General features: G+C 60.7%; 21 protein-coding genes. 4 read left to right on the top strand and 17 right to left on the bottom strand.

The genetic code is table 11. From position 1 onward, the window contains the following. Positions 1-45: 45 nt before the first annotated feature. From D7241_RS12655 to D7241_RS12645, 3 genes are all read right to left on the bottom strand, one after another. A complete protein-coding gene (locus D7241_RS12655; RefSeq protein ID WP_003282841.1) occupies positions 46-216 on the bottom strand; it encodes a DUF1328 domain-containing protein in 171 nt (56 codons plus the stop codon). A 71-nt stretch (positions 217-287) separates the two neighbouring features. Continuing rightward, positions 288-524 carry a hypothetical protein gene (locus tag D7241_RS12650; RefSeq protein WP_255978020.1) on the bottom strand — a complete coding sequence of 79 codons (237 nt, stop codon included), beginning with the start codon at positions 522-524 and terminating at the stop codon, positions 288-290. A gap of 197 nt (positions 525-721) precedes the next feature. After that, on the bottom strand, positions 722-1,156 hold the full coding sequence (locus D7241_RS12645) for a ferritin-like domain-containing protein (protein WP_408101810.1): 435 nt from the start codon (positions 1,154-1,156) through the stop codon (positions 722-724). Between the two features lie 280 nt (positions 1,157-1,436). Here D7241_RS12645 and algB point away from each other — a divergent pair, with 280 nt between their 5' ends. Genes algB through D7241_RS12630 form a run of 3 tightly spaced genes read left to right on the top strand, consistent with a single transcriptional unit; the run spans position 1,437 to position 5,012 of the window. Continuing rightward, on the top strand, positions 1,437-2,783 hold the full coding sequence (gene algB, locus D7241_RS12640; RefSeq protein WP_255978024.1) for a sigma-54-dependent response regulator transcription factor AlgB: 1,347 nt from the start codon (positions 1,437-1,439) through the stop codon (positions 2,781-2,783). Then, the gene (locus D7241_RS12635) at positions 2,780-4,567 is read left to right on the top strand and encodes a KinB sensor domain-containing domain (protein WP_408101809.1); all 1,788 of its coding nucleotides are present in this window, start codon (positions 2,780-2,782) and stop codon (positions 4,565-4,567) included. The genes algB and D7241_RS12635 overlap by 4 nt, the downstream gene beginning before the upstream one ends. 37 nt (positions 4,568-4,604) lie before the next feature. Further along, complete coding sequence (locus tag D7241_RS12630) at positions 4,605-5,012, top strand: DUF1330 domain-containing protein (protein WP_408101808.1); 408 nt, start codon at positions 4,605-4,607, stop codon at positions 5,010-5,012. 9 nt (positions 5,013-5,021) lie between these two features. Here the strand turns inward: D7241_RS12630 and D7241_RS12625 are convergent, their stop codons facing one another. From D7241_RS12625 to D7241_RS12605, 5 genes are all read right to left on the bottom strand, one after another. Further along, a complete protein-coding gene (locus tag D7241_RS12625; protein WP_408101807.1) occupies positions 5,022-5,798 on the bottom strand; it encodes an N-acetylmuramoyl-L-alanine amidase in 777 nt (258 codons plus the stop codon). A 160-nt stretch (positions 5,799-5,958) separates the two neighbouring features. Then, the gene (locus tag D7241_RS12620; protein ID WP_408101806.1) at positions 5,959-7,776 is read right to left on the bottom strand and encodes a GGDEF domain-containing protein; all 1,818 of its coding nucleotides are present in this window, start codon (positions 7,774-7,776) and stop codon (positions 5,959-5,961) included. Further along, positions 7,773-8,642, bottom strand: coding sequence for an endonuclease/exonuclease/phosphatase family protein (locus tag D7241_RS12615; RefSeq protein WP_255978035.1), 870 nt, complete (start codon positions 8,640-8,642; stop codon positions 7,773-7,775). The genes D7241_RS12620 and D7241_RS12615 overlap by 4 nt, the downstream gene beginning before the upstream one ends. Before the next feature lie 6 nt (positions 8,643-8,648). Then, positions 8,649-9,278: a thiol:disulfide interchange protein DsbA/DsbL gene (locus D7241_RS12610; protein ID WP_408101805.1), complete on the bottom strand. Its 630-nt coding sequence runs from the start codon at positions 9,276-9,278 to the stop codon at positions 8,649-8,651. 181 nt (positions 9,279-9,459) lie between these two features. Beyond that, positions 9,460-10,092: a c-type cytochrome gene (locus tag D7241_RS12605; protein WP_408101804.1), complete on the bottom strand. Its 633-nt coding sequence runs from the start codon at positions 10,090-10,092 to the stop codon at positions 9,460-9,462. A 275-nt stretch (positions 10,093-10,367) separates the two neighbouring features. On the opposite strand from D7241_RS12605, the gene yihA reads away from it, so the two are divergent. Then, a complete protein-coding gene (yihA, locus tag D7241_RS12600) occupies positions 10,368-11,030 on the top strand; it encodes a ribosome biogenesis GTP-binding protein YihA/YsxC (RefSeq protein ID WP_408101803.1) in 663 nt (220 codons plus the stop codon). Positions 11,031-11,093: 63 nt separating this feature from the next. On the opposite strand, the gene gcvP is transcribed toward yihA, so the two are convergent. The 9 genes from gcvP to D7241_RS12555 all read right to left on the bottom strand — a co-directional run bounded on the left by gcvP (position 11,094) and on the right by D7241_RS12555 (position 22,983). Continuing rightward, complete coding sequence (gene gcvP / locus D7241_RS12595; protein WP_408101802.1) at positions 11,094-13,970, bottom strand: aminomethyl-transferring glycine dehydrogenase; 2,877 nt, start codon at positions 13,968-13,970, stop codon at positions 11,094-11,096. A 106-nt stretch (positions 13,971-14,076) separates the two neighbouring features. Then, entirely contained in the window at positions 14,077-14,466 is a 390-nt protein-coding gene (gene gcvH / locus D7241_RS12590) for a glycine cleavage system protein GcvH (RefSeq protein WP_255978044.1), read from the bottom strand. A 79-nt stretch (positions 14,467-14,545) separates the two neighbouring features. Next, positions 14,546-15,628: a glycine cleavage system aminomethyltransferase GcvT gene (gene gcvT, locus D7241_RS12585; protein ID WP_408101801.1), complete on the bottom strand. Its 1,083-nt coding sequence runs from the start codon at positions 15,626-15,628 to the stop codon at positions 14,546-14,548. 144 nt (positions 15,629-15,772) lie between these two features. Beyond that, positions 15,773-17,389 carry an ABC transporter permease gene (locus tag D7241_RS12580; protein ID WP_408101800.1) on the bottom strand — a complete coding sequence of 539 codons (1,617 nt, stop codon included), beginning with the start codon at positions 17,387-17,389 and terminating at the stop codon, positions 15,773-15,775. A gap of 82 nt (positions 17,390-17,471) precedes the next feature. Continuing rightward, positions 17,472-18,473, bottom strand: coding sequence for an extracellular solute-binding protein (locus D7241_RS12575; RefSeq protein WP_255978050.1), 1,002 nt, complete (start codon positions 18,471-18,473; stop codon positions 17,472-17,474). A 108-nt stretch (positions 18,474-18,581) separates the two neighbouring features. Next, positions 18,582-19,802, bottom strand: coding sequence for a 2-octaprenyl-3-methyl-6-methoxy-1,4-benzoquinol hydroxylase (locus D7241_RS12570; RefSeq protein ID WP_408101799.1), 1,221 nt, complete (start codon positions 19,800-19,802; stop codon positions 18,582-18,584). 99 nt (positions 19,803-19,901) lie between these two features. After that, a complete protein-coding gene (gene ubiH, locus D7241_RS12565) occupies positions 19,902-21,080 on the bottom strand; it encodes a 2-octaprenyl-6-methoxyphenyl hydroxylase (RefSeq protein ID WP_408101798.1) in 1,179 nt (392 codons plus the stop codon). Between the two features lie 2 nt (positions 21,081-21,082). Next, positions 21,083-22,414 (bottom strand): Xaa-Pro aminopeptidase, encoded by a 1,332-nt coding sequence (gene pepP, locus D7241_RS12560; RefSeq protein ID WP_408101797.1) that lies wholly within the window; start codon positions 22,412-22,414, stop codon positions 21,083-21,085. A gap of 14 nt (positions 22,415-22,428) precedes the next feature. Further along, complete coding sequence (locus D7241_RS12555; protein ID WP_255978058.1) at positions 22,429-22,983, bottom strand: YecA family protein; 555 nt, start codon at positions 22,981-22,983, stop codon at positions 22,429-22,431. Positions 22,984-23,083 lie beyond the last annotated feature (100 nt).

Here is a 23,083-nt window from a genome sequence, read left to right as displayed (position 1 = left end):
CCTCCGTTAGGTTTTGCAGCCGCCCTTGCGGGCGGCATCATTGCATCAAACGCGCGGGCCCCGGCCTCGACCGAAGATCAGCGATGCTACGAATAGCACCAGGAAAACCACGAACAGGATCTTAGCGATGCCCGTTGCGGTGCCTGCGATACCACCGAAGCCCAGTACAGCAGCGATGATGGCGATGATCAGGAAAGTAATAGCCCAACTCAGCATGGTGTGACTCCTCTTCGTTCAGGAACTTCTTCAGCGGGACCGCCATTTTGATCAGCTATCGGAGCGACCACTTAGAAAACCCAGCGCTGCCCTGACCGCACCTGCATGTAATCGATCGTTTTCGGTGCCGGCCCGGTTTGCACGATCCCTACTGGTTGAGCGTCATACATGTGAATTCGTTCCGCTGATTCATGCTGTGCCTGGCTGAGCGGTTGCGACATCGGCCGCTCGGCACCCACGATAAGCATTACAACCGCAGCGGTAAGAAAACCTTTGCTGACCAGTGAGAAACGCGCTTGACGATTCATCCTCAACTCCTTCTAAGCATGCGGGGCAGTCTGTCTTTCCAGTTACATTGCAGACGTCATGCCAGCCTATAAAAATAGATTTTTCCCTTTATTTTCAAATACTTAATAAGACAAATCTTTGAGGCGTCAACTTAAATTGCACGATACCTACAATCGGCGCCGGGCGATTTGCACGACGAACTAATCCCTCCCGCTCGTCAGTGATCGTCATGGTGGTTGAGCTTGTGGATACGCTCGTGACAGGCACGAATTTTCGGCAGCTCGATAGCTAACAAAGCCCGTACATCGGGTTCGGCCGATTTCAACGCGTCTTCGAATGCCGCCAGGATGCGTTCCTCGGTTTGATCGAGCTGATCGATGTACACCGCATCGGCATGACCGAGCCGCGCCTTGGTGTCTGCATACATTTCACGTAACTTGCCGGCCGTGGTGCCGCCTTGGGCAGGTTGTTCCTGGTTAGCCGCGACCTTCACCGACAACGCCTGGATGATGTGGGTCTTGGCCTGTGCCATGTCGCGAAACAGATGCTGCAGCTCGACGTCCTTCACCACGTCCAGCGCATGCTGGTAAAAGTGTTGGCCGTCACGAGTGATCTCGATCAGCTCGTTGAGTTGAGTCATGTTCTGATTCATGGGTCCTCCGGTTCAGGTGCGAATGCGTACCCGACTGCGGCCGCAAGCGCCGTGCCAGCAGCAAAAACAGTGTTGTGCTTTTATAATCAGGTACTTGCCGTGCCGCCTCGCTTGAGGATTGATTGCATGGTGCAGGAAAGGCCCGCAAATACCGTGCAACTTGCAAGACTTTTCGTAGACTAAAGCAGGCGCCAACGCGCGCTCGGCATCTTTAGAACACAGCACCGCGATTTCTACCCGATTTGCAGACAAAGACCGTCTTTGTCTGATTGGAGCATTCATGGAACAAACGACCGACGCCGGTGGCCGCATTCTTCTGGTAGATGACGAGGCCGCGATATTGCGTACCTTTCGCTACTGCCTCGAGGATCGCGGCTACACGGTGGTAACGGCTGCCAGCGCCTCGCAAGCCGAAGCCATCCTGCAACGCCAAGTGTTCGACCTGTGCTTTCTGGATCTGCGCCTCGGCGAAGACAACGGCCTCGATGTCCTACAGCAGATGCGCGTGCTTGCGCCCTGGATGCGCGTGGTGATCGTTACCGCACATTCGGCCGTGGACACTGCAGTAGATGCAATGCAGGCGGGGGCCGCGGACTATTTGGTCAAGCCTTGCAGCCCCGAACAGCTGCGTTTGTCGGCCGCCAAGCAACTGGAAGTCCGCCAGATGGCGGCGCGCCTGGAAGCTCTGGAAGGCGAGGTGCAGAAACGCAACGACGCGTTGGGTTCGTACAGCCCAGCGATGATGAGCGTGCTGGAAACCGCCCGGCAGGTTGCCGACACCGATGCCAACATCCTCATCCTCGGCGAATCCGGTACCGGCAAAGGCGAGCTGGCACGGGCAATTCACAATTGGAGCCGGCGGGCGAAGAAGGCGTTCATCACTATCAATTGCCCGTCGCTCTCCGCGGACCTGATGGAGAGCGAGTTGTTCGGGCACAACCGCGGCGCCTTCACCGGCGCCACAGAAAGCACCTTGGGTCGGGTCAATCAGGCCGATGGCGGCACGCTGTTTCTCGACGAAATCGGCGATTTTCCCTTGGCATTGCAACCCAAATTGCTCCGTTTCATCCAGGACAAGGAGTACGAGCGAGTCGGTGATCCGGTCACACGGCGCGCCGACGTACGCATCCTCGCGGCGACCAATCTAAATCTCGAAGAAATGGTGCGCGAAGGCCGCTTCCGGGAAGATCTGCTCTACCGCCTGAACGTCATCACCCTCAACCTGCCACCAATGCGCGAGCGCCCGGAAGATCTGGTGACCCTGGCCGAGCGTTTCCTGGCCTTCTTCGTCAAGAGTTACGGCCGCCCGGCACGTGGCTTCAGCGATGGCGCCATCGGTGCCTTGAAAGCCTATCGCTGGCCCGGCAACGTGCGCGAGCTACGCAACGTGGTCGAGCGAGCGAGCATCATCTGCCCGCAGGAAATGATCGAAGTCAGTCATCTTGGTTTGGCCGACCAAGCGGTCAGCAATGCCCCGCGCATCGGCGAGCCGCTTAGCCTGGAGGCTCTGGAGAAAGCGCATATAGCCGGCGTGCTGAGCACCAGCGACACCCTCGAACAAGCCGCCCGGATTCTGGGCATCGACGCCTCGACGCTGTACCGAAAGCGCAAGCAATACAGCCTATGAAGCTCCAGATGAAGCTGAGAACCCGTCTATTTCTGGGCTTTTCCGCGTTGATGACCGTAGCGCTACTGGGGCTGGTACTGGCGCTGGTCAGCGTGGTGCAGATGGCTCAGAGCCAGGAGAAGCTGATCCGCGACAACTTCGGCGTCATCGAGGTTAACCAGCAACTACGCCAGGCACTGAGTAATCATCTGCTTCTGCTGATGCGCGAGGATCGCGACAGCGCGGCGTTCAGCGAATCCCGTGGCGCGTTCCAGACTGCGCTGTCGCAAGGAATGTCCGAGGCGTCCGAAAAACATGACCGGCAGGCGTACCAGGCGATCGGCGACGCTTACGCCAGCTTTATCAACGAGCTGGAAGCCCCATCGAGCTTGAACTGGACACTGCTCGAAGATAACGCCTTGAGCCAGTCCTTCAACCGCGTGCGCGAGTTGATGGTCGATATGCAACAGAGCGCTTACGACCAGATCCGCGACACCGAGATTCGCAGCCGTGAGCGGGCCCAGCTGCTTGCCGGGCTGCTCGGCCTGACCGGCATCGCGGTGCTGTTGATCGGCTTCGTCACGGCACACAGTTTCGCCCGCCGCTTCGGTGATCCTATCGAGCAACTGTCCAGCGTCGCCGACCAGATCGGCCGCGGCGATTTCAATATCAGCCTACCCGCCTCGCCCATCGCCGAGCTGTCCTCGCTGATTCGCCGTTTCGGTCTGATGTCGCAGGCGCTGCATCAGTTCAAGCAGACCAATGTCGAGGCGCTGGTCAATGGCCAACAGCGCCTGCAAGCCCTGCTCGACAGCATCGACGACGGCCTGCTGATCATCGACCGCCAAGGTCGGCTGGAGCACGCCAACCCCGTGGCACAGCGGCAGCTGGCGTGGGAAAGCGAACATCTCGGCTCGACGCTCGGCCAAGCGCTCGGCTACCCCGAACTGGACGAGGCGGCCCAGCAAGTTCTCGACGACAGGCCACTGTCTGGGCCGCCGGAGGATTTGGTCATCGAGGCGGACGGTGAGCGGCGTTTGTTGTCGTGGCGCATGAGCCCGGTTAACCACCATGACGGGCGCATCAGCGGTGCTGTGATGGTGCTTCACGATGTCACCGACCAGCGCACCTTCGAGCGCGTGCGCAACGAATTCGTCTTGCGCGCATCGCATGAACTACGCACGCCGGTGACCGGCATGCAGATGGCGTTCAGCCTGTTGCGCGAACGCACCCATTACCCCGACAACAGCCGTGAGGCCGACCTGTTCAGCACCGTGCATGAGGAAATGCAGCGCCTGGTCACGCTGATCAATGACCTGCTGAATTTTTCGCGTTATCAGAGCGGTCAGCAGAAGCTGGAATTGGTGCCCTGCGACTCGGTCGAGTTGCTTGAGCAAGCCCGCCACCGATTCCAAGCTGTTGCCGCGCAGAACGACATTGAGATCAAGCTGGAACTGCAATCGCCACTGCCCAGCCTGCTGCTGGATCGGCAGCAGATGGAAAGGGTGCTCGACAACCTCCTCAGCAACGCACTACGACATACGCCGGACGGCGGCGAGATCCGCCTGCTGGCCAGGCATCACGGCGAACGGGTGATTCTCAGCGTCGAGGACAACGGAGAGGGCATTCCTTACAGCCAGCAGGCGCGAATTTTCGAGCCGTTCGTGCAGATCGGCCGCCGCCGCGGTGGTGCCGGACTGGGCTTGGCCTTATGCAAGGAGATCGCCCAGCTGCATGGTGGTCGTATCGGCGTGCATTCGCGAATCGGCCACGGCACCATCTTCTACATCGCCCTGCCAATTTGAGCCAGGCAGGGCCTTGAAGAACAACAAGGAGCCGTCCATGCCCAGTCTCAATCCCAGCCCGCAGCAATTGGAGCGGTTCGCCGCGCAGATGCCAGCCGGCGAGCCGATCCTCATGCTCAACCTGCTGCGTTTCAACAGCGAGGCAGCCTACCCGGACGGTAGCGGACAATCCCCATGCAGCGGCAAGGCGGCCTACGCTCGTTACAGCCGCACCGCGCTATACAAAGTGCGGGCCGCCGGGGGCGACGTTCAGCTGATGGCCGAAGCGCAGGTCGCACTGATCGCACCGGAACAAGAACACTGGGATGAAATGCTGTTGGTGCGCTATCCCTCGCCGGAAGCTTTCCTGGCGATGCTCGCGGACCCTGAATACCGCGCGGCGACCATCCACCGTACCGCTGCGTTGGCCGACTCACGGTTGATCGGCTGTAGCCCTCGCGCCTGACAGCTCGCGTTAACGCTCCGCTCCCAGCACGGCGAGGAGCGCTGCGGTTTCGGCATCGGGTTCGCCATCGAAGCGTGTCGGGCGGTACTTCATCTGGAATGCCGCGATGACATTGCGGGTTTCCAGATCAAGGTGGCCGTGCTCCGGCACCTTATAGCCCTGCCTGACGAGTTGCGCCTGGAACCAAGCGACGTCTGGCAGCTCCCGCGCGAACAGACTGCGCTGATGGGCGACCGCGCCGGCATCCGGCCAGGACATCAGGCCTGCGTCAGCCAAACGCTTCCAGGGAAACAATGGGCCGGGATCGACCTTGCGCTGCGGAGCAATATCGCTGTGGCCAACGATGGCGCCGGGTTTCAACCCGTGACGCTGCATGATGTCCTTGAGCAGCACGATCAGCGCATCGATCTGCTCCTCGGAATAGGGATACCAGAGCCGCCCCCGCTCGTCTTCGATATAGCCGCGGTTGACCAATTCGATGCCGATGGAGCTGGAGTTGAGCCAGGTACGGCCGTTCCATTGGCTCTCGCCGGCATGCCAGGCGCGGCGATCCTCATCCACCAGGCGGTAGATGGTCGCTGGCGATTCACCGATCAGGTAATGGCTGCTGACGCCGTCGCCCTTGAGGATTTCCAGCGAGCGCTGCAGATCGCTGGAGGTGTAATGCAGAACGATGAACTGCGCCCGGCTGTCCTGACCCAACGATGTATGGCTGGTATCGATCCGCGGACCGCTGGCGCAACCCGCCAGCGACAGGGCAATCGTGAACAAAATCAAAGCTTTCATCGGCACCTCTGGTCGACAGCGAAATGACGCAGACTGGCGGCATCTTGGGGCCGGTCACTGCGCGCGGAACGTAGCGGCCAGCAGAACAACGCCGACATTGTGGGGCTGGGAGAAGAAAGAAATTATACCCAGGCGACCTGGAGGGTCCCAGACCGATTGGTCAGCCCGCTTCGATACAGTTGCGTCCGCTACCCTTGGCCCGGTAAAGCGCTCGGTCGGCGCGCTCGAACACCCGCTCGGCGTCATCGCTCTCGGCGAAGCCTGCGAGCCCACCCGAAAGGGTCACCTGAATACGCGAGCCCTTGAAGTGAAATGGACAATTTTCAATGCCCGAGCGCAGGCTTTCGATGAGCTGCTGCCCGGCATCGAGCGGCGTCTCGGGGAGCAGCAGCGCGAACTCCTCGCCACCGAAACGGGCAATGAAATCGGTCTTGCGCAGTCTTTTCCGTAGCTCGTTAGCGATGATTTTCAACACACGGTCACCGGCAAGATGGCCGAAACTGTCGTTGATTCGCTTGAAGTGGTCGACATCGAGCACCGCCAGAAGCAGCTGTCCACCGTAGCGTTGCTGGCGCGCCACTTCCATGCCCAGCCGTTCGTCCCAGGCCGCACGATTGGGGAGCTCGGTGAGCGGGTCCCGTAATGCCTTTTGTCGCTGCGCTTCGAGGTGCTCGCGCATCTCGGTGGCGGCCTGTTCAAGGCTCGCAACCCGCTCGACCAGCGTGCCCAGCCGCTCGCTCAGCTGTTTCTCATGCTCACCGCGCTGCCGTTCATAAGCGCCGACGGTCTGCAGCAGACCATCGAGTCGCGCCTGGACCGCCTGCTTCAAGCTCGGCAGATCCTCGGCTTCCCGCATACTGACCTGCAGCCCATCGACCTGCTGGCGCAGCTCGTCATCCAGCGCCTGCGCGGTCTCCTGGCTTTGCGTATGGCCTTCATGAGCCGCGCAAAGGCTGTCGTGCATGGTCGCCAGACGTTCGTTGAGTAGCTTCAGGTAGCTTTCGAATTCACTCTGTCCCTGATTGGCTACCGCAATCAGTAGCTGCGCCAGATCGTCCAGGACGGGCACCAGCTCATACCAGTTCAGACCATGTTGTATGCGCTCGCGCAGCGACAACGCCTGCGGCTGCTGGTGTTCCGGCAGTTGTAGATCGTCAAGCAAGTGGAACAGAGTTGACTCCACTCGCTCGGCAATGGCGCTGTAAGCCACTTCCGGCGATGCGGGCAGCAGATAGCGATTCGCTTCGTCGACACCAGCCGCAACTACCGCAGCGTCTGCCTCTTCGCTCTGTACGCTAACGGCCTCGCCATCCAATCTGCCATCTGTAACCGCTTCAGGTTGCCGGAACGACACAGCACCGGCTGTTTCCATGATTTCTGACAAAGCTGTCGGAACGGTATCGGGCACAGTCTGCGAAGCCATCTCGACGGTGTCGGGGACGCTATCTGCGCTGCGTTCACGCTGGCCGAACAACCGACCCAGCAACCCCACCGAGCTCGGAGCACCAGCCATCTGCAGGGTCAATGCTCGATCTTGAAGCTCGCCCAGCTCACCAAGCAGAACGGGCAGTTCACGCGGCTGCGCGGCGCGCTCGTTGAGCTGTCGGGCAAAAGACTTCAGAGGCTTGCGGACCTCACTGGGCAGCGGTAGCGCCAGCAACTGCGCCGCCAGCCGGTGCAGCGCCTGGGTAAGGCGTTCGAGGCGATCCTTTTTGCTTCTTTCGGTATCTAGCACCGCACGTTCAAGGCGCGGCACCAGCGCCCCGAGACGGTCGTCCAGATCGTCATCGCGCAGGACTTCGCGCAACTCGCGCATGCACTGCTCAACGGCCGGATCGGCGCCGTCCACCGCGAAGCTGCTACGCACTAGGCTGCGGCGCAACAAATCCAGACGCGTACTCCAACGCGCTTCGAGCAGTTCCTGCTGCTCCAGCGAACTCAGGTACTTTTCCTTCCAGCGCTGCGCTTCATCGCTCATGTTGGCGCGCCCACCGGTACTGGCAGTGCGCCGCCATGCAGCGAGTCGGGCAAGCGAATCTCTACGGCCACCGGTAGGTGATCCGAGGTGGCCTGTGCCAACACATCGACGCGTTCGAGCGTCAGGCTGGGACTCAGCAGTATGTGATCCAGGCAACGCTGCGGACGCCAGCTCGGGAAGGTCGCTTCGATCTGTGGGGCCTGAAGACTGAGATCACGCAGCGGCGAGTGCTCCAGCAAATCGCTGGCATGGGTATTCATGTCGCCCATCAGGATCTGATGCCGATAACCGCCTATCAGCTCGCGAATATAAGCTAGCTGGCGCGTTCTTGCGCCTCCGCCGAGCGCAAGATGCATGACCACCACTACCAGCGCATCCTCGCCTTCGCCGAACCGCAACAGGATGGCGCCGCGACCGGATGGGCCGGGCAGCGGATGGTCTTCCAGCCCCTGCGGCTCGAGACGGCTGAGTACGCCGTTGCTGTGTTGGGCGAAGCGGCCAAGATTGCGATTCAATTGCTGATACCAGTACGGGAACGACCCAAGTTGGGCGAGATGTTCCACCTGATTGATATAGCCAGAACGCATACTTCCGCCGTCGGCCTCCTGCAGGGCCACCAGGTCGTAATTACCGAGCATTTCACCAATGCGCTGCAGGTTCCCGGCTCGCCCCGGATGCGGCAACAGATGCTGCCAGCTGCGAGTGAGATAGTGATGGTAGCGCTCGGTGCTGATACCCACCTGGATGTTGAAACTGAGCAGCCGCAACCGGCCATCGCAGGGAAGTCCGCTGGCATCCAGACAAAGCGGATTGACACGGGCCTGGCCGGGTCCGGCCAGGCGTGGTGAACTCCAGCGGCGTAGCATTGGCGCTTACTGAGCTGCGCGTTCTTTTTCGATGAGGAAGTCTGCGACTTCCAGCGCGCGCTCTGGGCCACCTGCTGAACCGATGTCGAAACGGTATTTGCCGTTGACGATCATCACCGGCACGCCGGTGATCTGGTAAGCCATCGCCAGCTTCTTGGCCTGCTCGGCACGGCTCTTCACACCGAACGATTCATAGGCCTTTAGAAACGCGTCCTGGTCGACGCCCTGCCCCGCAAGGAACTCAGCCATCTTCTCCGGCGTGTCCAGCTTGTTGCCGTCGCGGTGATAGGCATTGAACACCGCGTCGTGAACTTGCTGCTCGACGTTCATCGCTTCCAGCGCGAGGAACATCTGGCCGTGGACATTCCAGATACCCCCGAACATGGCGGGAATACGTTTGAAGTTAACGTCGTCAGGCAGTTGCTCGATCCAGGGATTAATGATCGGCTCGAACTGGTAGCAATGCGGGCAGCCATACCAAAACAGTTCGACCACCTCGATCTTGCCCGGCTCAGCTACCGGTACGGGATTATTCAGCTCGACGTACTCTTTGCCCGCCTGGAATTCCGCTGCATGAGCCGACAAACCGAACAGGCTGGCGGTAACGAGAACGGCACTGAGAACGAGTTTACGCATGATGACTCCCTTGGCTTTGAGCGGCTGACCGATAGCGCCACAGGCTGCAGCAAAACACTCATGCTCGCCAGCGCTTTTCGCCGCTTTTCAATATCTTGACAATCATTCTAGCGGTGCCAAAAACGAAAAAGGCGTCCAGGTTATGACCTGAACGCCTTTTTTTCGACGAGAGCCGCTGCTGTCAGTGCAGACCCTGAATGTAGCTCGACAAAGCTTCGATGTCCTTGTTACTCAACTTGGACGCGATGGTACGCATAATCATCGCATCGCCATCGTTGGTGCGGTTGCCTTCGCGGAAATTGGTCAGCTGCTTGGCTGTGTAGGCTGCGTGCTGGCCGCCTAGCTGCGGGAAGCCCGCCAGGTCATTGCCGACGCCATTCGGCGCATGGCAACCAGTGCATGCCGGCATGCCCAGGTCGAGCTTGCCACCGCGGAACAGTTTTTCGCCCTGAGCGACCAATGCCGGATCGGCCATGCCGACAGTCATCTTCTGGCTGGCGAAGTAGGCGGCGATATCTGCAAGGTCCTGATCGCTGAAGGGATCGAGGATACCGGTCATTTCAAGCACCTTGCGGCCGACGCCGGGTTCCGCGGTAGGGCTGCTACCCGCCTTGATGTCTTGCAGCTGCTTGAACAGATAGCGCTCGCCCTGACCTGCCAGTTTGGGGAAGTTCGGTGCGGCACTGTTGCCATCGGCACCGTGGCATGCGCCACACACTGCAACCTTCTCCTGACCGGCTTCGGCATTTCCAGCGGCGTGGGCCATACCGGTGATGCCAAGGGTCAACAGCAGACTCACGAGTACTTTGTTCATCAGCTCATCCAACTACGGCTAAGGGTTTAAAGAAGAATCTTATTCGGCAAGCCGACCGCTCGGGCCGCGACAATGCTCGTTAATGGTGGCATGTGGCACCGACATCGAAAAGGCGTGCAATCCCGCTTATCGGCGTTCCGATCGGAGGCCGACGAGACTACTGCGCGGGGCTCGTTTCAGACCAAAGCGCACACAAAATCTGCGGCATTATATACTTGTGATCTTGAAACGGAAATGAACCATTGCCGCACCCCCGCGCACTCACCGGAACGTCCATGCTCCCCAAAAACCCGATTCTCGGCCTCTGCCAGCAAGCCACTTTCATGACCAGCGCCGCCAAGGTCGACCAATGTCCGGCAGACGAGGGCCTGGAAGTCGCCTTTGCCGGGCGTTCCAATGCGGGCAAATCCAGCGCGCTGAATACCCTGACCCACGCCAGCCTCGCCCGCACATCCAAAACGCCGGGGCGCACCCAACTGCTCAACTTTTTCCGCCTCGACGATCATCACCGCCTGGTCGATCTTCCTGGCTACGGCTATGCCAAGGTGCCGATCCCGCTGAAACAGCATTGGCAACGCCACTTGGAAGCCTACCTGAGCAGCCGGGAAAGCCTCGCCGGCGTCTTCCTGATGATGGATATTCGTCATCCACTGACTGAGTTCGACCGGATGATGCTCGACTGGTCCAACGCCAGTGAAATGCCGTTGCACATTCTGCTGACCAAGTCCGACAAGCTCGCTTTTGGCGCGGCGAAAAACGCCTTGCTGGCGATTCAGCGAGATATTCGCAAGGGCTGGGGAGACGGCGTCAGCGTACAGCTATTTTCGGCGCCGAAGCGGCAGGGCGTGGAAGAAGCGCAGCTGGTACTGGCGCAACTGTTGGGAATGGTTGGCGAGGACAGCGGCGAGCCTCTGGACGAGCAAGCGTCACAGGACTGATTCCGTCAAACGAAATGATGCGCCCGCCCTGAGCTTCAGCTCAGAGCGGGAGACCGATTACCGTTACTCTCGATAGTCTTCGACCGGGACGCAAGCGCAGAACAGGTTGCGATCACCGAAGACGTTGTCGACCCGGTTTACCGCCGGCCAGTACTTGTGTGCCTGGGTGTGAGCACTCGGCGTTACCGCCTCGGCAATGCTATACGGGCGATCCCACAGATTGGTGACGTCGGCCAGCGTATGCGGCGCACGCACCAGCGGATTATCCTCGGCAGGCCAGCCTCCGTCCTGCACCTTGGCGATCTCCGCGCGGATGCTCAACATCGCTTCGACGAAGCGGTCCAGCTCAGCTTTCGACTCGCTCTCGGTGGGCTCGATCATCAGCGTGCCGGGCACCGGGAATGACATGGTCGGCGCGTGGAAGCCGTAGTCGATCAGGCGCTTGGCCACATCCTCTTCCGTGATGCCGGTCTGCGCCTTGAGCGGCCGCAAATCGATGATGCATTCATGCGCGACGCGACCGTTGCGACCGCTGTAGAGCACCGGAAAGGCATCACCCAGACGCATCGCCAAATAGTTCGCGCTTAGGATCGCGACTTCTGTGGCGTCGCGTAGCTGCGGGCCCATCATGGCGATGTACATCCAGCTGATTGGCAGGATGCTCGCGCTGCCCCAGGGCGCTGCGCTGACCGCACCGTTCTGCGGATTCGGTCCCTGCAGTTCGATCACCGGGTGGTTGGAAACGAAGGGTGCGAGGTGCGCCTTGATGCCGATCGGGCCCATGCCTGGACCTCCGCCGCCATGAGGAATGCAGAAGGTCTTGTGCAGATTCATGTGCGAGACGTCGGCGCCGATATCTGCCGGTCGCGCCAGGCCAACCTGAGCGTTGAGGTTGGCGCCGTCCATGTAGACCTGACCACCCTGGGCATGGATCGCTTCGCAGATCTCGCGAACACCTTCCTCGTAGACGCCATGGGTCGATGGATAGGTGATCATCAAGCAGGACAACTTATCGCCGGCTTCGGCCGCCTTGCGCTTGAGATCTTCCAGATCGACGTTGCCAGCCTTGTCGCACTCGACGATTACCACGCGCATGCTGACCATCTGCGCCGACGCCGGGTTGGTGCCGTGGGCAGACGACGGAATAAGGCAGATATCGCGCTGCCCTTCGCCACGACTCTCGTGATATTTGCGGATTGCTACCAGGCCGGCGTATTCACCCTGGGCGCCGGAGTTTGGCTGCATCGATATCGCATCGAAACCGGTGATCGCGCAGAGCCAGGCTTCCAACTCCTCGATCATCAGCTTGTAGCCCTGGGCCTGCTCGCGCGGCGCGAACGGATGCAGATTGGCGAATTCCGGCCAGGTGATAGGGATCATCTCGCTGGTAGCGTTGAGCTTCATGGTGCAGGAACCGAGCGGAATCATCGCCTGGTTCAATGCCAGGTCCTTGTTTTCCAGCTGCTTGAGATAACGCAGCATCTCGGTTTCGCTGTGATGAGTATTGAACACCGGATGCGTCAGGTACGCGCTGCTGCGCTGCAACCCGGCAGGAATGCCGCTGGCGATGTCGCCGTCATCCAGCTTGGCCACGTCCAGCTTGTGATCGGCGCCGAGGAAAACGGCAAGCAGCTGCTCGACCGTTGTCTCGTTGCTGGTCTCGTCGAGACTGACCCCGAGCTTGCCGCGGCCGACAATTCGTAGGTTGATTCGCGCCGCCTGGGCACTTTCGAGGATCGCCGTCTGCGCGCCGCCCACTTCAAGAGTCAGTGTGTCGAAGAAATGCGCGTTGAGTCGCTGGATGCCGTTCTGCTCCAGCGCGCTGGCCAGAATCGAGGTCAGCCGATGGGTCCGTTGAGCGATGCGCTTGAGCCCTTCGGGGCCGTGATACACGGCATAACAACTGGCGATATTCGCCAGCAGCACCTGCGCGGTGCAGATATTGGAGTTGGCTTTCTCGCGACGGATGTGCTGCTCGCGAGTCTGCAGTGCCATGCGCAGCGCGGTGTTGCCGCGGGCATCCTTGGATACGCCGATGATGCGGCCAGGCATGGCGCGCTTGAATTCGTCACGCGTGGCGAAATAGGCCGCGTGCGGGCCACCGTAACCCATCGGCACGCCGAAGCGCTGGGTCGAACCCAACACTACGTCGGCTCCCAGCTCGCCCGGCGGGGTCAAGAGCAACAGGCTGAGCAGATCGGCAGCAACGCAGGCCAGCGCCTGCTTGGCGTGCAGTTGCTCGATGGCCGGACGCAGATCGCGAATCTCCCCGTGGGTATCGGGGTATTGCAGCAGCGCACCGAAGACGTCCCGCCCATCGATATCTTCGATCGCACCAACCACCAACTCGAAGCCAAAGGCTTCGGCACGGGTCTGCATCACGGAAAGCGTCTGTGGATGACAGTTTTCGTCGACGAAAAAGCGGTTGCTCTTGTTCTTCGCCATACGGCGTGCCAGCGTCATGGCTTCAGCTGCAGCAGTCGCCTCATCAAGCAGCGAGGCGTTGGCCAGATCGAGGCCGGTAAGGTCGATGGTCAGTTGCTGAAAGTTCAGCAGCGCCTCGAGACGCCCTTGAGCAATTTCCGGCTGATAAGGCGTGTAGGCGGTATACCAGCCCGGATTTTCCAGCACGTTGCGCAGGATTACTGGCGGGGTGATGGTGCCGTGATAGCCCATGCCGATCAGGCTGGTCCAGAGCTGGTTTTGCTCGGCGTAGCCGCGCAGGCGAGCCAGTGCGCCCTGCTCATCCAGCGCCGCTGGCAGTGCCAGCTCACTCTGCAGGCGGATCGCCGGCGGCACGGTCTGTTCGACCAACTGCTCGCGGCTGGACAGGCCTAGCGCGTCGAGCATGGCCTGCTGTTCAGCCGCATCGGGACCGAGATGACGACGCAGAAACGCGTCGGGTTGCTGGAGCTGGGAAAGGCGCGGCACTAGGGACATGACTGCTACTCTCGAAAAAGGAAAGCCCCGGCTTACAGGCCGTGTGAAAACTGTTGTGCTACGTTTTCACACGGCCTGTATAGCGGGGCTCTTTAATAGGGAACGCTTAGGCTTCGGCGTCGCAGGAGGCCTTATAGCCATCCGCGTCGAGCAGCTTGTTCAATTCCGAAACGTCGCTCGGCTGGAGGCGGAAGAACCAGCTGCCATAGGGTTCGCCGTTGACCATTTCGGGCGAGTCAGAGAGCTGCTCATTGACGGCGACCACTTCGCCGGAAATCGGTGCGTAAATATCCGAAGCGGCTTTCACCGACTCCACTACGCCCGCCTGCTGACCGGCGGTAAGCTGCTGGCCGATCTCCGGCAGTTCCACATACACCACGTCGCCCAGCGCTTCTTGGGCGTGATCGGAAATGCCGATGCTGACACTGCCGTCCGCTTCGAGGCGGGCCCACTCGTGGCTGGCGGCATAACGCAGATCGCTGGGAATGTTGCTCATTTTAAGTCCTCAAAAAACTGTTCGGTTTGCGGGCACGAAGCAGATTCAGCACCCGCCGCAGGGAAGCAGATGGCCGAATTTACACCAGTACTTTGCCGTGGCGCACGAAAGTCGGCTGCACCACACGCACCGGATACCATTTACCGCGGATCTCCACTTCCGCACGGTCGCCCGCTCCAGCAGGAACACGCGCGAGCGCGATGGACTTGCCAAGGGTAGGCGAAAAACTGCCACTGGTGATCTCACCTTCGCCAGCGCCGTTAACACGCACCACCTGATGGGCGCGCAGTACACCGCGCTCCTCGAGCACCAGGCCGACCAGTTTCGGCAGATCGCCGTTGGCCTTCTGCGTTTCCAGCGCGGCGCGGCCGATAAAGCCACGGTCAGCCGGCTCCCACGCTACGGTCCAGCCCATGTTCGCCTGCAACGGCGAAACCTCTTCGGTCATGTCCTGGCCATACAGATTCAGCCCGGCTTCCAGGCGCAGGGTATCGCGCGCGCCCAGTCCGATCGGGGAAATGCCCGCACCGACCAGTTCGCTGAGAAAATCCTGTGCCTGATCGGCCGGGAGGATGATCTCCAGCCCATCCTCGCCGGTATAGCCGGTGCGGCCAATGAACCAGTCACCGGCGGCACGACCTTGAAACGGCTTGAGTTCTTGAATCAGCGCAGCTCTGGGCTGAGTAACCAGCTCCGCAGTTCTGGCCCGTGCTTGCGGCCCTTGGATCGCGAGCATTGCCAGCTCAGACCGCTCCTTGATCTCGACGGAAAATCCTTCGGCCTGCGCCTGCATCCAGGCCAGATCCTTGTCACGAGTACTGGCGTTGACGACCAGGCGATAACCCCAGTCGGTCAGGTAGACGATGAGATCATCGATCACCCCGCCGCGCTCGTTGAGCATGGCGGTGTACAGCGCCTTACCCACCTCTCCAAGGCGACTCACATCATTGGCCAACAGGTGTTGGAGATAGGCCTTTGCATCGGTACCAGCGATGTCGACAACCGTCATGTGGGAAACGTCGAAAACTCCACAATCACGTCGCACCTGGTGATGTTCTTCTACCTGGGAACCGTAATGCAGCGGCATGTCCCAGCCGCCAAAATCGACCATCTTGGCGCCGAGTGCGAGGTGCTGATCATAGAGGGGAGTACGCTGACCCATGGGTTTCTCCTTCCGGGCAGGTCGCCGAAGCGGCGTGGGTAAAGCTTATTAGAGTCGGGTACGTGGCCCCGACGATTTTTGAATGGCGCGCATTGTAGCCCCAAGGTTGTGACAGGTCACGGTGAGGCGATGGAGTGAGCGCGGTCACCCGATCCGCCGGGCCGAACGACGAATCAGCAGGATCACCGGCAGCAAGCCGACCAGCACCAGCGTCAGTGCTGGCAGCGCGGCACGCGCCCATTCGCCCTCGCTGGTCATTTCGAAGATTCGTACCGACAACGTGTCCCAGCCGAACGGCCGCATCAGCAGCGTTGCCGGCATTTCCTTCAGCACGTCGACGAACACCAGCAAGGCGGCACTCAGCGTGCCAGGCAACAACAGCGGCAGATAGACCCGAAAGAACAGCGCTGATCCGCCGACGCCCAAGCTGCGCGACGCCTGCGGCAGCGACGGGCGAATGCGTGCCAGAGCACTTTCCAGCGGCCCGAATGCCACCGCCATGAAGCGAATCAGATAGGCCAGCAGCAACGCACCGAGACTACCCAGCAGGATTGGCTTGCCGGCACCACCGATCCAGGCGGAGAACGGGATGACCAGCTCGCGATCGAGATAGCTGAACGCAAGCATGATTGACACCGCCAGCACCGACCCCGGCAGGGCATAACCAAGATTCGCCAGTCCCACAGCTGCCCGCACCGAGCGCACTGGCGCCTGCCGCCGGGCAAAGGCCAACAGCAGTGCGACCGCGACCGTAATCAGCGCAGCGATCCCGCCCAGGTAGAGCGTATGCAGGATAAGTCCGGCATAGCGCTCGTCGAGATCGAAGCGCCCGCGTTGCCAGAGCCAGACCAGCAGCTGCAGCATCGGAAGGACGAAGGCACATAGAAATACCAGGCCGCACCAGCTGGCGGCAGCGAAAGCCTTGAACCCGCGCAGTCGATAGAGTGCAGCAGATCGCGCCCGATCATTCGCGGGCCTGGCGGCGCCACGCGCACGGCGCTCGCCGTAAAGCACCAGCATTACCGCCAGCAGCAACAGGCTGGCCAGTTGAGTCGCGCTGGTGAGACTAAAGAAGCCGTACCAGGTCTTGTAAATGGCGGTGGTAAAGGTATCGAAATTGAATACGGCGACAGCGCCGAAATCGGCCAGCGTTTCCATCAGCGCCAACGCCAGTCCGGCGCCAATGGCCGGTCTCGCCATCGGCAGCGCCACGCTCCAGAACGCCTTCCACGGCGACTGGCCGAGGACTCGCGCCGCCTCCATCAATCCCTTGCCTTGGGCAATGAATGCCGCGCGTGCAAGCAAATAGACGTAGGGGTAAAACACCAGCACCAGAACGGCAATCACGCCGCCCGTGGAGCGGACCCGAGGAAAGCGAATGCCGCTGCCGAACCACTCGCGCGCCAGCGTCTGCACCGGGCCGGCAAAATCCAGCAGACCGATAAAGACAAACGCCAGCACATACGCCGGGATCGCGAAGGGCAGCATCAACGCCCAATCCAGCCAGCGCCGCCCAGGGAACTCGCACAGGGCAGTCAGCCAGGCCAAGCTGACGCCCAATACGATCACGCCGACGCCGACACCCAGCACCAGCGTCAACGTATTGCCCAGCAAACGCGGCATCTGGGTTTCCCACAGGTGCGACCAGATATTGGTGTCGATGTCGTTCCAGCTGAACAACAGGACACTTAGCGGCAGCAATACCAACGCGGCGACTGCGAAAGTGATGGGATACCAGCGGCGCTCGACGGGGTGGGACACTCAAGCCTCGGAAGCAAAAAAGACAACGCCCCCGGCATGCCGGGGGCGTTGAGTATAACGACAGCCGTAGCTGCAAGCTGCCTTAACGCCAGCCCGCGCGATCCATCAGCATGATCGCTTCGGCCTGCCGCTCGCCGGCAACCTCTACCGGAATGGTGTCAGCCTTGAAGTCACCCCAAGCGGCTACTTCGGCAGACGGTTTCACATCTGGATTTGCCGGAAATTCCATATTGGAGTCGGCGAAGATGCTCTGCGCCTCGGCAGTGGTCATCCACTCGACCAGTTTCTGCGCGGCTTCGGGGTGCGGCGCATGCTTGGTCAGACCGATACCGGAGAGATTGACATGAACGCCACGGCCTTCCTGATTCGGCCAGAACAGCTTGGCTTTCAGCTCCGGATCCTGCGCATGTAAACGGCCATAATAATAGCTATTGACGATGCCCACATCGCACTGCCCCGCATCGACTGCCTGAATCACGGCATTGTCGTCGGCAAAGACGTCGGTAGCCAGGTTGTTCACCCAACCCTCGATGATCTCTTCGGTTTTCTCGGCGCCGTGGGTTTCGATCAAAGTGGCGGTCAGCGACTGGTTGTAGACCTTCTTGCTGGTACGCAGGCACAGGCGGCCTTCCCAGTTCTTGTCGGCCAGTGCTTCGTAAGTGCTCAGCTCGCCTTCCTCGACGCGCTCGGGGGAGTAGACGATGGTTCGGGCACGCAGCGAGAGGCCGGTCCAGGCGTCGGTGGAGGAGCGGTACTGAGCGGGAATATTGTCTTTCACCACTTGGGATTTCATCGGCTGCAGGATGCCCATTTCCTCGGCCTGCCAGAGGTTGCCGCCATCCACCGTCAGTAGCAGATCCGCAGGAGTGTTTTCGCCTTCGGCCTTGATACGGGCCATTAGCGGCGCTTCTTTGTCGGTAATGAACTTCACGTTCACACCCGTCTTGGCCGTGTAGGCATCGAAAACGGGCTTGATCAGCTCGTCGATCCGAGAGGAATAGACCACCACTTCATCGGCAGCTTGTGCAGCGCTCGACAGCGCAGTGAGCGCCAGAGCAGCGAGTAAACCTTTGCTTGCCTGCATGGATCAGCCTCTTATAAATTCGTGAACGAGGCCAAATAGTAGTGAATGTCATTTAGTTTCTCAACGCGACATTATCGCTGACCACGATGAATGTCCGCTGATCCGCTGTCAGAGCCGTGCCAGATCCGGTAGATCGCCGCTCAATCCCAACGCCTGCCGCACGAACATCGCCTTCGCCTCAGGTAGCACCTGCACACCCTTCAGGCCGGCGTTGCGCAACCAGCGCAGCGGCAGTGGATCGGCCTGAAACAAGCGCTCAAACCCCTCCATCGCGGCCATCATGGCCAGGTTATGCGGCATCCGCCGACGTTCGAAACGTCCAAGCACACGCGGATCGCCAAGTTGGACACCGCGAGCGGACGCTGCGAGCAGGACTTCGGCGAGCACCGCAGCGTCCAACAGTCCGAGATTTACACCCTGCCCTGCCAGCGGGTGAATGGTGTGCGCGGCATCGCCGATCAAGGCCAGGCCCGGCTGTACGTAGCGCTTGGCATGGCGTTGACGCAACGGGATGCATAAACGCGGATCGGCTTCGAGCACTTCGCCCAGACGATATTCGAAGGCCCGCCCAAGCGTCTGGCGAAACGCATCATCGTCCAGTGCCATCAGGCGTTGTGCCTCGTCTTCGGTGACCGACCAGACGATCGAACACCAGTGATCATCGGCCTCGCGCCGTAACGGCAGAAACGCCAGCGGGCCGTCATCGGTAAAGCGCTGCCAGGCCGTTTGCTGATGCGGCTCGGTACAACGCACGCTGGTCACTATGGCGTGATGCAGATAGTCCCATTCGCGGGTCTCGCAGCCAGCCAGGCGGCGCACCGCCGAATTGGCGCCATCAGCGGCAATCAGCAGACCGGTGCTGAGCTGCTGCCCGTCCGCCAGCGTCAGGGTCCAACCGGCTTCATTCTGATGCAACTGTTCGAGGCGCGCTCCAGGCATCAGCTCGATCGCGTCGTTAGTTTTCAACGCATCCAGCAGAGCATCTTGGACCACACGGTTTTCGACGATGTGGCCGAGCACCTCGGCATGCACCGACGCGGCAGAGAAGTGGATCTGCCCAGTACCGGAACCGTCCCACACGTGCATGTCGGAATAAGGGCTGGCACGCCGATCGACGATGCCCGACCAGGCGCCGACGCGCTCGAGAATCCGCTGACTGGCCGCAGACAATGCGCTGACGCGCGGCTCGAACGGATCGGCGACCGCAAAGGCCTGGCTTTCCAACGGGCCCGCGTCGATCAGTTTGACGGTCAGCCCGGAATGCTGCAGCGCCAGCGCCAGCGTGCTGCCGACCATCCCGGCGCCAACGATGATGAGGTCCGCTTGCATCACTTCTCTCCTGCGTGCCGGGCCTGCGGCTGCGGCTTATATAGAGGGCCTTCGTTCCCACGCGACCAGCGCGTTCCGCACATCCGGCGGCCCCGCAAATCAGAGTTTGCGTACGCCCAACCCCATCGCCTGACGTGCGAACCATTTCTTGGCGGGCGGCAAAAGGTCCAGCGCAACCAGGCCGAGATTACGACCGGCAATAGCCAGACGCCCTGACTCGCCAAACAGCTGGGTCAACTGGTCGGAAAAGCCGACCGTAAGCCGCTGATCCGAACGCTGGCGTTTGTGGTAAACCTGCAGCACACCCAGCTCACCCAGCCGCTGCGGACTACTCAACAGCATCGAAGCAAGCGCCTCGGTATCTCGCAGCGACAGGTTGTAACCCTGCCCAGCAATAGGATGCAAACTGTGCGCAGCATTGCCGAGCACGACCAGACCGGAGCGAACCTGCTCATCGGCCTCGATCAGCATCAGTGGGTAAAGATGCCGCGCCCCGACTTGCTGGAAGCCACCGAGACGATAGCCGAACGCCTGCTGCAGCTCATCAAGAAATTCCGCTTCGGGAAGTGCGACCAGGCGCGCGGCGTCCTGCTCCGGACGCGTCCAGACCAATGCGCAGCGATTGTCCTGTAGCGGCAGCAGCGCCATCGGCCCTTCGTCGGTAAAACGCTCGAAGGCATGGCCGCCGTGGGGTTTACCCGGCGTCACGTTGGCGATCAGCGCCGATTGATCATAGGGGGTGCGCTTGATCTCGATGCCAAGCTGCTCGCGCAACGCGGATCGCCCGCCATCGGCAAGCACAGCCAAATCGCAGTCGAGCTGTTTTCCGTCAGTCAGCGTCAGCTGATAGCCGCCTGCCGACGCTTGCATGCGTTCGACTTCGGCGGGGCAATGGCGAACCACCACCTCATCATCCAGCGCCTGCCACAGGCAATGGCCAATCCATGCGTTCTCCACCACATAGCCCAACGCTGGCACCTGCTCGGTGCTGGCATCCAGTCGAGTGGCGCCAGCGCGACCGCGATCGGAAACATGAATATGAGTGATCGGCTCGGCACGCTCGGCAATCCGCCCCCAGACGCCCAACCGTTGATAGATCAGGCGGGTGCCGTAAGACAGTGCCGTGGAGCGCGCATCGTAGCTTGGCTGATATTCGTTGCCAGGTTCGAACGGCTCGATCAGTTCAATCGTCCAGCCGTACTCCTTGGCGCCCTTCTGCAGCGCCAGCGCCAGACTGGCACCGACCAGACCGCCACCAACGATGGCCAGCGTGCCCATGGCTACGCGACCTCGGTGGCTGCCGCCATCAATGTCTCGATCTCGGCGATGCTCTTGGGCACACCGCCAGTGAGAATTTCGCAGCCGGTGCGGGTCACCACTACGTCATCCTCGATGCGTACACCGATGCCACGCCATTTCTTAGCCACGTCCTGGTTGTCGAGAGCGATATAGATACCCGGCTCGACGGTCATCGCCATGCCGGGCTCAAGCACCCGCCATTCACCACCGATCTTGTAATCGCCGACATCATGCACATCCATGCCCAGCCAGTGACCGGCGCGATGCATATAGAACGGTTTGTAGGCTTCAGTGGTGATCAGCTCTTCAACGTCGCCCTGGAGCAGCCCCAGCTCGACCAGTCCGGCCGTGATGATCTGTACCGTCGCTTCGTGCGCTTCGTTCCAATGTTTGCCCGGTGCGATGTGCTTGAAGGCTTCTTCATTGGCAGCCAGCACGAGCTCGTAGATGGCTTTCTGCTCGGGCGAGAAGCGACCGTTGACCGGAAAGGTCCGAGTGATATCGCTGGCATAGCAATCGATCTCACAACCAGCGTCGATCAAGACCAGATCGCCGTCCTTGAGCGCGGCATCGTTCTCGCGGTAATGCAGGATGCAAGCATTCCTGCCGGCCGCGACGATCGAGCCGTACGCCGGCATTTTCGCGCCACCCTTGCGGAACTCGTAGTCCAGCTCCGCTTCGAGATGGTATTCGTACAGCCCGGCACGGCTGGCTTGCATGGCGCGGACATGGGCGCGGGCGGAGATTTCCGCCGCTTGCTTCATGACCTTCACTTCGTTCGCCGATTTGTACAAACGCAGGTCGTGCAGCAAATGATCGAGAGCGACGAACTCGTTCGGCGGCTGGGCGCCTTGGCGGGCCTTGGAGCGGATGGTGTTGATCCATTCCATCAGGCGGTGATCGAATTCCTGGTTGCTGCCGATGGCGTAGTAAACACGCGAGCGACCTTCGATCAACCCCGGCAAGATGTCGTCGATATCGCCGATGGGAAAGGCATCGTCGGCACCGTATTCAGCGATGGCGCCGTCCTGCCCCGCCCGCAGCCCATCCCACAATTCGCGGGCCGGATCACGTTCACGACAGAACAGCACGTACTCGCCGTGTTCGCGGCCGGGAATCAGCGCAATCACCGCTTCAGGTTCGGGAAAACCGGAGAGGTACTGGAAATCGCTGTCTTGACGGTAGATATGCTCGACATCGCGGTTGCGGATGTACATCGGCGCCGCTGGCAGAATCGCGATGCTGTTGGGCTCCATCTCCGCCATTAGCGCCTTGCGCCGACGAGCGTAATCCGACTTCGGGATGCGGTTCATGTGCAAACTGGTCCTCAATGCAAGGAGGGCTTGGGTGTCGGCGGCACCGGTTTGGCGCATTCGGTAAACAACAACAACGGCGCGACACGCAGATATTCCATGACTTCCATGTAATCGCTTTCGCCATCCTCGGACTCGTCCAGCGCATCCTGTATCTGAGCAATCGCGGCCAGATCCTGCAGGACCTCCATCGCCTCGCTGCTCAGCGCACGATCGCCAGCGACCAGACCGAAGCCGGTAAGAAAGCTCTGACACCACTGGCCCAGCGCGAGCGCACGCTCAGCCAGCGGTGCATCGTCGGAGGGCAGCAGTAGCACAATAGCGATGTCGTCGCCGGCGAGTTCGCCTTTAACCATCTCCTGCAATCCGATAAGCGCTTGACGAACCGAGTCCTCCGGCGCGGCACCGAGCAGCTCGGTGGCGTCGACCAGCCAAGACTCAGCATCGAATCCGGCACCTGCGCAGCTGCGTCCTAGCAACAGGCCGTGCAGCTCGGCGGGTGTGACGGGTTGGGCACTGTTGGCCAGCAGTGTGGCGAAAGCAGCATACGGCGAGTTCTGAATGGGCATTGGCAGCTAGGCGCACAGAGGCGCTAATGTCTAGAATGAAGGCCTTGTATCCTAGCATCGGCGCACGAGCCAAGACCATCGAAGCCGGATCGCCCAACGC

This window comes from Stutzerimonas sp. VN223-3 (assembly GCF_045999685.1).
Lineage (GTDB): Bacteria > Pseudomonadota > Gammaproteobacteria > Pseudomonadales > Pseudomonadaceae > Stutzerimonas > Stutzerimonas stutzeri_AR.
This window is presented reverse-complemented; position numbering and strand designations above follow the sequence as displayed.

Bases quoted from the DNA above. Each gene is read 5' to 3' on its own strand.
- D7241_RS12610 (WP_408101805.1), bottom strand. From the start codon at position 9,278: ATGCGTAAACTCGTTCTCAGTGCCGTTCTCGTTACCGCCAGCCTGTTC.
- yihA (WP_408101803.1), top strand. From the start codon at position 10,368: ATGCTCCCCAAAAACCCGATTCTCGGCCTCTGCCAGCAAGCCACTTTC.
- pepP (WP_408101797.1), bottom strand. From the start codon at position 22,414: ATGAACCGCATCCCGAAGTCGGATTACGCTCGTCGGCGCAAGGCGCTA.
- D7241_RS12555 (WP_255978058.1), bottom strand. From the start codon at position 22,983: ATGCCCATTCAGAACTCGCCGTATGCTGCTTTCGCCACACTGCTGGCC.
- D7241_RS12635 (WP_408101809.1), top strand. From the start codon at position 2,780: ATGAAGCTCCAGATGAAGCTGAGAACCCGTCTATTTCTGGGCTTTTCC.
- D7241_RS12625 (WP_408101807.1), bottom strand. From the start codon at position 5,798: ATGAAAGCTTTGATTTTGTTCACGATTGCCCTGTCGCTGGCGGGTTGC.
- D7241_RS12570 (WP_408101799.1), bottom strand. From the start codon at position 19,802: ATGCAAGCGGACCTCATCATCGTTGGCGCCGGGATGGTCGGCAGCACG.
- D7241_RS12655 (WP_003282841.1), bottom strand. From the start codon at position 216: ATGCTGAGTTGGGCTATTACTTTCCTGATCATCGCCATCATCGCTGCT.
- D7241_RS12645 (WP_408101810.1), bottom strand. From the start codon at position 1,156: ATGAATCAGAACATGACTCAACTCAACGAGCTGATCGAGATCACTCGT.
- D7241_RS12620 (WP_408101806.1), bottom strand. From the start codon at position 7,776: ATGAGCGATGAAGCGCAGCGCTGGAAGGAAAAGTACCTGAGTTCGCTG.
- algB (WP_255978024.1), top strand. From the start codon at position 1,437: ATGGAACAAACGACCGACGCCGGTGGCCGCATTCTTCTGGTAGATGAC.
- D7241_RS12605 (WP_408101804.1), bottom strand. From the start codon at position 10,092: ATGAACAAAGTACTCGTGAGTCTGCTGTTGACCCTTGGCATCACCGGT.
- gcvH (WP_255978044.1), bottom strand. From the start codon at position 14,466: ATGAGCAACATTCCCAGCGATCTGCGTTATGCCGCCAGCCACGAGTGG.
- D7241_RS12650 (WP_255978020.1), bottom strand. From the start codon at position 524: ATGAATCGTCAAGCGCGTTTCTCACTGGTCAGCAAAGGTTTTCTTACC.
- D7241_RS12615 (WP_255978035.1), bottom strand. From the start codon at position 8,642: ATGCTACGCCGCTGGAGTTCACCACGCCTGGCCGGACCCGGCCAGGCC.
- ubiH (WP_408101798.1), bottom strand. From the start codon at position 21,080: ATGGGCACGCTGGCCATCGTTGGTGGCGGTCTGGTCGGTGCCAGTCTG.
- D7241_RS12630 (WP_408101808.1), top strand. From the start codon at position 4,605: ATGCCCAGTCTCAATCCCAGCCCGCAGCAATTGGAGCGGTTCGCCGCG.
- D7241_RS12575 (WP_255978050.1), bottom strand. From the start codon at position 18,473: ATGCAGGCAAGCAAAGGTTTACTCGCTGCTCTGGCGCTCACTGCGCTG.
- gcvT (WP_408101801.1), bottom strand. From the start codon at position 15,628: ATGGGTCAGCGTACTCCCCTCTATGATCAGCACCTCGCACTCGGCGCC.
- gcvP (WP_408101802.1), bottom strand. From the start codon at position 13,970: ATGTCCCTAGTGCCGCGCCTTTCCCAGCTCCAGCAACCCGACGCGTTT.